11 protein-coding genes are annotated in these 9,678 nt (G+C 64.2%); 8 read left to right on the top strand and 3 right to left on the bottom strand.

Going from position 1 to position 9,678, the window contains the following annotated elements; genetic code table 11:
* Positions 1–26: 26 nt before the first annotated feature.
* Entirely contained in the window at positions 27–1,007 is a 981-nt protein-coding gene (locus AC1VWL_RS15660; RefSeq protein ID WP_481615052.1) for an FKBP-type peptidyl-prolyl cis-trans isomerase N-terminal domain-containing protein, read from the bottom strand.
* Between the two features lie 85 nt (positions 1,008–1,092).
* On the bottom strand, positions 1,093–1,641 hold the full coding sequence (locus AC1VWL_RS15665) for a glutathione peroxidase (RefSeq protein WP_481615061.1): 549 nt from the start codon (positions 1,639–1,641) through the stop codon (positions 1,093–1,095).
* A 146-nt stretch (positions 1,642–1,787) separates the two neighbouring features.
* Between AC1VWL_RS15665 and AC1VWL_RS15670 the strand changes: the two genes are divergently transcribed.
* From AC1VWL_RS15670 to AC1VWL_RS15700, 7 genes are all read left to right on the top strand, one after another.
* Complete coding sequence (locus tag AC1VWL_RS15670) at positions 1,788–2,030, top strand: hypothetical protein (RefSeq protein WP_482987306.1); 243 nt, start codon at positions 1,788–1,790, stop codon at positions 2,028–2,030.
* Between the two features lie 3 nt (positions 2,031–2,033).
* Entirely contained in the window at positions 2,034–2,396 is a 363-nt protein-coding gene (locus tag AC1VWL_RS15675; RefSeq protein WP_282269510.1) for a GntR family transcriptional regulator, read from the top strand.
* Positions 2,393–3,262 (top strand): ABC transporter ATP-binding protein, encoded by an 870-nt coding sequence (locus AC1VWL_RS15680; RefSeq protein WP_482987307.1) that lies wholly within the window; start codon positions 2,393–2,395, stop codon positions 3,260–3,262. Before AC1VWL_RS15675 ends, AC1VWL_RS15680 begins: the two co-directional genes overlap by 4 nt.
* A complete protein-coding gene (locus AC1VWL_RS15685) occupies positions 3,259–4,239 on the top strand; it encodes an ABC transporter permease (RefSeq protein ID WP_481615055.1) in 981 nt (326 codons plus the stop codon). The genes AC1VWL_RS15680 and AC1VWL_RS15685 overlap by 4 nt, the downstream gene beginning before the upstream one ends.
* A 21-nt stretch (positions 4,240–4,260) precedes the next feature.
* Positions 4,261–5,085: a DUF4097 family beta strand repeat-containing protein gene (locus AC1VWL_RS15690; protein ID WP_482987308.1), complete on the top strand. Its 825-nt coding sequence runs from the start codon at positions 4,261–4,263 to the stop codon at positions 5,083–5,085.
* 29 nt (positions 5,086–5,114) lie between these two features.
* A complete protein-coding gene (locus AC1VWL_RS15695; protein ID WP_296246200.1) occupies positions 5,115–5,705 on the top strand; it encodes a DUF2884 family protein in 591 nt (196 codons plus the stop codon).
* A 70-nt stretch (positions 5,706–5,775) separates the two neighbouring features.
* Positions 5,776–6,204 (top strand): hypothetical protein, encoded by a 429-nt coding sequence (locus AC1VWL_RS15700; RefSeq protein WP_481615058.1) that lies wholly within the window; start codon positions 5,776–5,778, stop codon positions 6,202–6,204.
* A gap of 233 nt (positions 6,205–6,437) precedes the next feature.
* Here the strand turns inward: AC1VWL_RS15700 and AC1VWL_RS15705 are convergent, their stop codons facing one another.
* On the bottom strand, positions 6,438–7,847 hold the full coding sequence (locus AC1VWL_RS15705) for a class II fumarate hydratase (protein ID WP_482987309.1): 1,410 nt from the start codon (positions 7,845–7,847) through the stop codon (positions 6,438–6,440).
* A 204-nt stretch (positions 7,848–8,051) separates the two neighbouring features.
* Here AC1VWL_RS15705 and purB point away from each other — a divergent pair, with 204 nt between their 5' ends.
* Entirely contained in the window at positions 8,052–9,434 is a 1,383-nt protein-coding gene (purB, locus tag AC1VWL_RS15710) for an adenylosuccinate lyase (RefSeq protein WP_482987310.1), read from the top strand.
* Positions 9,435–9,678: the final 244 nt, after the last annotated feature.

Below are 9,678 nucleotides of genomic sequence, written 5' to 3' on the forward strand. Positions count from 1 at the left end.
GGTTGCGCCTACTCCGTAACTCAGCCTTACGGCATGACGCCCAGCAACTCGACGTCGAAGCTCAACGTCGCGTTCGGGCCGATCGGACCGCCCGGGGTGCCGGCTTCGCCATAGGCCAGTTCGCCCGGAATCCAGAAGCGGTACTTGGAACCAACCGGCATCAGCGCCACGCCTTCGGTCCAGCCCTTGATGACCTGGTCCAGACCAAAATCAACCGGCTGACCGCGCTGGTAGCTGCTGTCGAACACTTCGCCGCTGAGCAGCTTGCCTTCGTAGTTGACGCGCACGCGGCTGGTGGCCATCGGGCGCTCGCCGCTGCCGGCGCGGATCACCTGGTACTGCAGGCCCGAAGCGGTGGTCACCACGCCCGGCTGGGTCTTGTTCTTGGCGAGGAAGGCATTGCCTGCCTCACGATTGGCCTGGGCGGCCTTGCCGGCCTCAGCCTTCATTTCAGCTTCTTTGGTGGCGCTGAATGCCTGCAGCACGCCCTGCGCCTGCTCGTGGGTCATCAGCGGGGTGCCCTTGGCGAACACGGTGCTGATCGCCTGGAACACCGAATTCAGATCGATGTCATCCTTGATGCGTGCCAGCGACGGGCCAACGGCGAAGCTGCCCAGCATCAGGCCAACCTTTTCGCGGTCAACCGAGGGCGGTGCGCTGCCCGGCGCCATGCCCGGAACCTGCTGGCCCGAACGCGCCATCATCACGGTGCGCAATGCCTGGTCGGTCTTCTGCGCATCTTCCTGCGACAACAGCGGCTGGCCGCCAGCAAAGGCGTTCTCAACAGCGCGGCGCATTGCGGCCACGTCTACTTCCGAGGCAACCGGCTCAAACGAGCTGGCCACGTCGATGCCGATGGCGTAGCCAATCTTTTCACGATCCGAGGTCAAAACAGACTTCTCCTTGGTCGCCGCCGCAGCGGCAGGTTGTTGCGAAAAAACGACCCCGGGGGCCGCCATCGCCAAAATCAGAAGCGACGCAACCGCGCCACGCTTTCCCATCTTCATTCGCTGCATTCCTGGAAGTGAACAAACGCCACCGGCGGCGCGAGGGGCGATATTGTCGCACGCGCACCGCAGATGTCGAGGCACGTCAGCGCTGTGGCGCAGCTGCGGCCAGCGCGCGATCAATCGCCGCGCGCAGTTCCGGATCATCCGGCTTTACTTTGCTCGGGAACTGCGCCAGCACGCGCCCATCGCGTGATATCAGATATTTATGAAAGTTCCAGCCCGGTGCCACGCCGCTGAGGCGGGTCAGGTCCTGGTACAGCGGTGTTGCCTCCGGACCAATCACATGCACTTTCTCGAACATGGGGAATTTCACCCCATAAGTAAGTGTGCAGAACTCCTGGATCTGCGCCTCGCTACCTGGCTCTTGGCCTTTGAAATCATTGGACGGAAAGCCCAACACGGCAAAACCACGTGGCGACAGTTCCTGTTGCAATGCCTCCAGCCCCTCGTATTGCGGGGTAAACCCGCACTTGGAGGCGGTATTCACCACTAGCAGCACCTTGCCGCCATACGCGCGATTCAGGTTCACCTCGTCTTTTCCGGCCAGCGAACGGTAGCTGCGGTCCAGCAACGGACCTGCGAGCGCATCCGCCGCACTTCCAACGCCGGCCACAAAAGCAATTGAAATCAATAAATTACGAATGTTCACTGGTTTCTCCTGGGCACAACAAGCAAGTTTGGAGCGGCATAGGCCATTAGTTTGGTCAGAATCAGTTGCATGTCGGCGTGTCGGTGTTATAGTTGCATACAACACCAGCCACCCTACACAGGGGCCCCATGAACACCAAGCAGGGCAGACACGCTCTCCACGCACTGATGGTCACTGGCACCTTGCTGTTGCTGGGCTGCTCCAGCTCCCTCGGCAACGGCCTTGCCGATGCCAGGGATTATGCAGCCCAGGTGGGCGGTGATGGGCAGGATGCCGACGAAAGCCCCAAAACGAAACGACCGGCCCGGCGTATGCGGACCAGTCTTTCGATGCCTTATTTTTCTTTCGCACAGCTGAATTCGCGGAGCTGACCCATGAGCGATATCCAGTGGAGCGATGGCGCTCCCATTTACCGCCAGCTGAAGGATCGCGTGATAGCGATGATGCTGGACGGAATCCTGAAGCCGGGCGATGCCCTGCCCTCGGTACGCCAGGTAGCGGCCGAGTACCAATTGAATCCGATCACCGTCTCGCGCGCCTATCAGGAATTGGCCGACGAGAACCTGGTCGAGAAACGCCGTGGCCTTGGTATGTTCATGACCGAGGAGGCCGCCCAGAAGCTGCGCGGCAACGAGCGTGATCGTTTTCTCAATGACGAATGGCCGGCCGTGCTGGAGCGCATCCAGCGCCTGGGCCTGACCATGGAAGATTTGCTGCCACCGGGGACCACTCTATGAACGCCGTCGAAGCCGTCGTTTCCGCCAAGGGCCTGCGCAAGGCCTACAAGCAGAAGCCAGCGCTGGACAACACCAGCTTCACCATCGAACCGGGCCGCATCGTCGGTCTGATCGGGCCCAACGGCGCCGGCAAGACCACGGCGCTCAAAGCCGTGCTCGGCCTGACCTCGTTTGACGGCGACCTGCAGGTATTGGGCATGGACCCGCGCAGCCAGCGCGATGACCTGATGAATGATGTCTGCTTCATCGCGGACGTGGCGGTGCTCCCGCGCTGGTTGCGGGTCAAGGAAGCCATCGACTTCGTCGCCGGCGTGCATCCGCGTTTTGACCGCGCCCGCTGCGAGCGTTTCCTCGCCAATACCAAGCTCAATCCGAAGCAGCGCGTGCGTGAGATGTCCAAGGGCATGGTGGTGCAGCTGCACCTAGCACTGGTGATGGCCATCGACGCCAGGATCCTGGTGCTGGATGAGCCCACCCTGGGCTTGGACATCATGTACCGCAAGGAGTTCTACCAGCGCCTGCTGGAGGACTACTTCGATGAGCAGAAGACCATCATCATCACCACCCACCAGGTGGAAGAGGTCGAGCACATCCTGACCGACGTGCTGTTCATCCGCGACGGTTCGATCGTGCTGTCCTCCGACATGGAGGCACTGGCCGAGCGCTACACCGAGCTATTGGCCTCGGCCGACGCGCTGCAGGCCGCCCGCGCCCTTGGTCCGATCGAAGAACGCGCCCTGCCATTCGGCAAGACCGTGCTGCTGTTCGATGGCGCCAACCGCAACCAACTCGCCGCCATGGGCGAAATCCGCACCCCCGGCCTGGCCGACCTGTTCGTGGCCACCATGAAGGGAACCTACGCATGAACGCCGCTCACCACATCACCCCGCTCGGCAAGTTCAAATGGCTGCTCAAGCGTGAGTACTGGGAAAACCGGGGCGGCTTCGTCTGGGCCCAGGTCATCACCGGCGGCATCGCCGTCCTGTTCGCCGTCATCGGCGCGCTGATTGGCGTGTTCGCCGCCCGCAATTCCGATGGCATCAACCACACCGGCGATGTCAGCGAATACCTCAAGGTCATGGGCGCATTCGGCGATGGCCTGCTGCTGGCAGGCATCTTCCTGGCCTCGTTGATCCTGGCCTTCGTGGTGTTCTTCTACGCCCTGGGTAGCCTCTACGACGACCGTCGCGACCGCAGCGTACTGTTCTGGAAGTCATTGCCGGTCTCCGACACCCAGACCGTGCTGTCCAAGGCCCTGTGGGCACTGGTGTTGGCACCGCTGATCGCGATGGCCATCGGCCTGGCTGTCGGCCTGGTGCTGTGGGTAGTGGCCATGCTGGGCGCGGCCGGTGCCGGCGCCACCAGCCCCTGGGCGATTGCCACCCACTCGCATCCGTTCCGCATCCTGGGCCTGGTCCTGAGCACGCTTCCGGTCAGCCTGCTGTGGGCGTTGCCAACCGTCGGCTGGCTGATGTTCTGCTCGGCGCTGGTGCGGACCAAGCCGTTCCTGTGGGCGGTGCTGATCCCGCTGCTGGCCTGCACCATGATCAGCATCCTCGGCGCGATGCCGGGCGTGAAGCTGCCGCTGGGCTGGATCTGGTACACCGTTGCTTACCGCGGCCTGCTCAGCGTGTTCCCGTCTTCCTGGCTGCCGCGCGGTCTGACCGACACCAACATCCGTGGCGAAGACCTGCAGACCCCGGCCGACCTGGTGCAGTGGTTGCTGCAGCACCATAGCCTGGGCAAGGTACTCTCCAATCCGGATATCTGGATCGGCGCCGTTGTCGGTATCGCTTTGATCGTCGCCGCCATCTACCTGCGCCGCCGTCGCGACGACATCTGAGTTCTGATCAGGAGAATGTTCATGCACAAGACGTTTGTACTGGCCGCATTGCTGGCTGCGCCGGGCGCAGCCTTCGCCAGCCAGCCCTGCGCGTTTACCGCACCGCAGTCACTGAACCTGGACCTGGGAAGCAGCAAGACCGTGATGTTTGAAGTGAACAGCCATGACCTGCGCCTGCAGGCCAGCCCGGGCGCAAAAGCGACCGTCAGCGGACGCGGCTGTGCTTCCAGCCAGGAACTGCTGGACCAGCTCTCGCTGAGCCAGCGCAAGGTTGGCGACAAGCTGGTGGTGACGCTGGAACGCCGCAGCCAGGGGCTGAACATCAACATGGGTCACACCTACGCCTATCTGGACCTGACCGGCAGCCTGCCGGACGACATTCTGGTACAGCTCAAGGTCGGCTCCGGTGATGCCTCCCTGGCCGGTGCCAAGAGCATGAGCGCTGACGTGGGCTCTGGCGATGTCAGTGCGCGTGACATCAAGGGCCTGGCAACGGCGGCAGTGGGTTCAGGCGATGTCGAATTCCACAACATCGGCTCGCTTCACGTGCTTTCGGTGGGATCGGGTGATGCCAGGATCGACGGCGTCCGCGGCGACGCCCGGGTCGGCACTGTAGGCTCCGGCGACGTCGAACTGCGCGGTGTACAGGGCGCGGTAAGCATCGAAAGCATCGGCTCCGGTGACGTCGACATTCGCGACAGCCGCGGCGCGGTGAGCCTGGGCTCGCTGGGCTCGGGCGACCTCGACGTCCGTGGCGCCGCCAGCCTCAAGGTGGATAGCCTCGGCAGCGGCTCGGTGAACCATTCCGGCATCAGCGGCAGCGTCGATCTGCCCAAAAAACGCTAATTCCTTCCAATTGCAACGGAACGCACACCATGAAGATCCTCAACGCATCCCTGCTCGCCCTGGCGCTTACACTCCCCTTGGCCGCCTGCGGCGAGAAGCCGGCAGCCAATGCACCTGCGACCGACACCACCATCGGCGCCAAGGTCCGCGAAGCCACCGACAAAGCCCGCAAGGAAATGGCGGAGGGCAACATCAGCATCGGCTCCGATGGCGCCAAGGTGGAGGTCACCCCGACCGGCGACCTGCTGATCAACAGCACCTCCATCCCGCTCAATGACAGCCAACGCGCGATTACCCTGCGCTACCGCACGCAGGTGATCGGTATCGCCGAGGCTGGCATCGACATCGGTGTGCAGGGGGCCAATCTCGGTGCACAGGCTGCGGGCGAAGCGATCAAGGGCATCTTCTCTGGCAACTCCGAGCAGATCGAAGCACGCATCAATGCCGAGGCGGACAAGATCAAGGCCAGCGCCGCCAAGATCTGCGACCAGTTGCCTGCGCTCATGGCCACCCAGCAGCAACTGGCTGCGGCGGTGCCCGAGTTCAAGCCGTACGCAAAGATGGACCAGAGCGATATCGACGATTGCCGCAACGGCAACGGCAATGTCCAGATCCCCTGATAGTGGGGCCTGACCAGCACTCTGGCGGGGGCGGTAGAATGACCGCCCCCGTCGTTGCTGCCCTGCTGCCATGAAAAGACTGTTGTTGTTGATCCTCGTTGCCTTCGCCACCCTGGCCACCGGCTGTGACCGCGAGAAGTACGCCGAGCACCGCAGCGAGCGCAGCAAGCCCAAGGCCGAGGTCACCCTCGAGCGCATCGCCATCCGCCGCGCGCCCTACCCCAACCTGGACATCCTGCCGGATGGACGCCTGCGCGTTGATGACATCGTCATCCCCTTGAACGCCGAGCAGCAGGCAATGCTGCAGACCAGCTTCGTCAAGCTGCAGATCCTGCGCCAGAACACCTTGGTGGACGCCGATCCGGCATCCGCACAGGAGCGCACGCTGCCGCTGCAGATCCCCGAAGGCCAGTCGCCGTTCCCGCCGGACCTGGCCAAGCACATTCCCGAGTTCGAGAAGTACGACGAATCCCTGGCCAACCTGCGCGCTGTGCGCTGAGCCTGTAGTGCCGACCCATGGTCGGCAATGGCTGTACCGGCAAGGTCAAAGTAGTGCCGAGCCATGCTCGGCAGAGGCTTGCCCAGCAACCTCTCCCGCAGGAGCTGCGTAAACCGCGACGCCAACAGCACCCGAAGGGCCGAAAGCCAACCCCTCCCCAGCCCTCCCCTTCGCTGCGCGAAAGGGAGGGGGTAAAGCACGGCAATGCCGACCTTGGGCCGGCACTACGCGCCTCAATGATCGTGGATGCCACCCAGGGTCAGCGCCGCCGGATCCAGCAGGCGTTTCAGCTCGGCCTCGGACAAACCGCTGTCCTCCAGCGCCACCTCCAACACCGGCCGCTGCTCCTTGTAGGCGCGCTTGGCAATCGCCGCGGCCTTCTCGTAGCCGATGATCGGGTTCAGCGCAGTCACCAGGATGGGATTGCGGGCCAAGGCCTCGCGCACTCGCTCCTGCTTGACCACCAGACCCACGAACACCTTGTCGGCCAGCAGGTTCATCACATTGGACAGCAGCTGGATCGAATCCAACAGGTTGGCCGCGATCAGCGGCAGCGCCACGTTCAACTGGAAGTTGCCGGTCTGCCCGGCCACGGTGATCGCCGCATGGTGGCCGATCACCTGCGCAGCCACCATCACCGTTGCTTCCGGAACCACCGGATTGACCTTGCCCGGCATGATCGAGCTGCCCGGCTGCAAAGCCGGCAGCTCCACTTCGCCCAGGCCGGCCAGTGGGCCGGAGTTCATCCAGCGCAGGTCGTTGGCGATCTTGATCAAGGCCACCGCCAGCGCATTGAGCTGACCTGACAGTTCCACCGCGTCATCCTGCGCGGCCAGCCCTTCAAACTTGTTGGCGGCACTCTCGAACTTGACCCCGGTGCTGAGCGACAGCGCCCGTGCCACCTTGCCGCCAAAGCGCGGATCGGCGTTGATGCCGGTGCCGATCGCGGTACCGCCCAGCGGCAAACGACGCAAGCGCTTCAAGGCATCCTCGATGCGCCCTTCGGCCGAGGCCAGCTGGGCCGACCAGGCGCCGAATTCCTGGGCGAAGGTCAGCGGCATCGCGTCCATCAGGTGGGTGCGACCGGTCTTGACGATCTTGCCCAGCGTGCGGGCGCGCTTGTCGATGGTCTTGCGCAGGTGCTTGAGCGCCGGCAGCAGCGATTCCATCACCTCGAGCTGGGCCGAGACGCGGATGGCGGTCGGGATGACGTCATTGGAGCTCTGCCCCAGATTGACGTGATCGTTGGGATGCACCACGGTCTTGCCGGCCTTGCCACCGTGGTTGGCCAGCGTGGCGATGACCTCGTTGGCATTCATGTTCGACGAAGTGCCCGAGCCGGTCTGGTAGACATCGATCGGGAATTGGGCGTCATGCGCGCCGATGGCCACTTCGGTGGCCGCCGACTGGATCGCCTTGCCAACACCCTTGGGCAGCAGCCCCAGACCGGTGTTGACCTCGGCCGCAGCGCCCTTGATCAGGCCCAGCGCCCGGATGAAGGCGCGCGGCATGCGTTGCCCGGAAATCGGGAAATTCTCGACCGCGCGCTGGGTCTGCGCGCCCCACAGGGCCTCGGCGGGCACCTGCAGTTCGCCCATGCTGTCGTGTTCGGTCCGGAAACCACTCTTGGAAACCTTGCTCATCATCAACTCCGCACATCTTCGTTGGGGTAAAAGGAAGCTGCTGCGGCTGGCAATGGGCAGGCTTCCCTGGCTGGCGGCTGCGCACACCATACCCGTCATGTGCGGCGATGGCACCTGCGGCCGACGGGATTCAATGGCCCGCCAGCGGCGGTTGCCCCGGCAGCGTAGAATATGCGCCCCCGCTACTGCCCAACGCCTGCCGCCATGACGGATACGTCCCGCCAAGAAGCCGCCCTGCTCGCCCTGTCCCCGCTTGATGGCCGTTATGCCGGCAAGGTCGACGCCCTGCGCCCGATCTTCTCCGAGTACGGCCTGATCAAGGCCCGCGTCAAGGTCGAGATCGAATGGCTGCTGGCGCTGGGCGCCGAACCGGGCATCACCGAGCTGGCCGACTTCTCGGCAGCCGGCAAGGCCAAGCTGCGTGCACTCGCCGATGGCTTCTCGGTCGAGAACGCTGCCCGCGTCAAGGAGATCGAGCGCACCACCAACCACGACGTCAAGGCCGTTGAGTACTTCATCAAGGAGCAGCTCAAGGACGACGCCGAGCTGGCACCGGCACTGGAATTCGTGCACTTCGCCTGCACCAGCGAGGACATCAACAACCTGTCCTACGGCCTGATGCTGGCCGAAGCCCGCGACAAGGTGATCCTGCCCGGTTACGGCGGCATCGCCGCCTCGCTGCGCCAGCTGGCGCACGCCCAGGCCGAACAGCCGATGCTGTCGCGCACCCACGGCCAGACCGCCTCGCCGACCACGCTGGGCAAGGAACTGGCCAACGTCGTCGCCCGCCTGGAACGGCAGATCCGCCAGATCGGCGCGGTCGAGCTGACCGGCAAGATCAACGGCGCCGTCGGCAACTACAACGCCCACGTCGTGTCCTACCCGAACATCGACTGGCCGGCCTTCGCTGAGCGCTTCGTGACCTCGCTCGGCCTGGTGTTCAACCCCTACACCACCCAGATCGAGCCGCATGACAACGTCGCCGAGATCGGCGATGCCGCACGCCGCGCCAACACCATCCTGATCGACTTGGCCCGCGACATCTGGGGCTATATCTCGCTGGGCTACTTCAAGCAGAAGCTCAAGGAAGGCGAAGTCGGCTCCTCGACCATGCCGCACAAGGTCAACCCGATCGACTTCGAGAATGCCGAAGGCAACTTCGGTATCGCCAATGCCCTGTTCGAGCACTTCAGTGCCAAGCTGCCGATCAGCCGCTGGCAGCGCGACCTGACCGATTCCACCGTACTGCGCGCCGTCGGCACCGCCTTCGGCCACAGCCAGGTAGGCCTGGAGTCGCTGGCCAAGGGCCTGGGCAAGCTGACCGTGAACCCGGAGCGCCTAGACGCCGATCTGGACGCTGCCTGGGAAGTGCTGGCCGAAGCCGTGCAGACGGTGATGCGCCGCCACGGCCTGCCGAATCCCTACGAGCAGCTCAAGGCCCTGACCCGTGGTCATGGCATCACCGCCGATTCGATGCGCGCGTTCATCGAAACCCTGGAACTGCCGGCCGACGCCAAACAGCGCCTGCGCGAGCTGACCCCGGGCGGCTACGCCGGTTTGGCAGCTGAGCTGGCCAAGGCGATCTGAGCCGCAGAAATGCTGAGTGCTTGAAGCCCTTCTCCCGTTCACGGGGTGAGAGCAGCAGGCTGCGAACCATTGGTTCGCTGCTGCTCGAACGCCCTTGCGCCAGCGCAAGGGCCGGGGTGCGCAGCGGGGGTTGGGATGAGGGCAAGCTTCTGGATGTAGTGCCGCCCCCCGGGCCGCCGATCCATAGCCCGGACGCCCCCCCGCCGACCCGGGGGCGGCCCCGCGCCGCCGCCCCAGGTGGGGG

It is taken from the genome of Stenotrophomonas sp. STEN063, from assembly GCF_056854515.1.

Bases quoted from the DNA above. Each gene is read 5' to 3' on its own strand.
- AC1VWL_RS15660 (WP_481615052.1), bottom strand. From the start codon at position 1,007: ATGAAGATGGGAAAGCGTGGCGCGGTTGCGTCGCTTCTGATTTTGGCG.
- AC1VWL_RS15670 (WP_482987306.1), top strand. From the start codon at position 1,788: ATGAACACCAAGCAGGGCAGACACGCTCTCCACGCACTGATGGTCACT.
- AC1VWL_RS15685 (WP_481615055.1), top strand. From the start codon at position 3,259: ATGAACGCCGCTCACCACATCACCCCGCTCGGCAAGTTCAAATGGCTG.
- AC1VWL_RS15705 (WP_482987309.1), bottom strand. From the start codon at position 7,847: ATGAGCAAGGTTTCCAAGAGTGGTTTCCGGACCGAACACGACAGCATG.
- AC1VWL_RS15680 (WP_482987307.1), top strand. From the start codon at position 2,393: ATGAACGCCGTCGAAGCCGTCGTTTCCGCCAAGGGCCTGCGCAAGGCC.
- AC1VWL_RS15690 (WP_482987308.1), top strand. From the start codon at position 4,261: ATGCACAAGACGTTTGTACTGGCCGCATTGCTGGCTGCGCCGGGCGCA.
- AC1VWL_RS15700 (WP_481615058.1), top strand. From the start codon at position 5,776: ATGAAAAGACTGTTGTTGTTGATCCTCGTTGCCTTCGCCACCCTGGCC.
- AC1VWL_RS15675 (WP_282269510.1), top strand. From the start codon at position 2,034: ATGAGCGATATCCAGTGGAGCGATGGCGCTCCCATTTACCGCCAGCTG.
- purB (WP_482987310.1), top strand. From the start codon at position 8,052: ATGACGGATACGTCCCGCCAAGAAGCCGCCCTGCTCGCCCTGTCCCCG.
- AC1VWL_RS15695 (WP_296246200.1), top strand. From the start codon at position 5,115: ATGAAGATCCTCAACGCATCCCTGCTCGCCCTGGCGCTTACACTCCCC.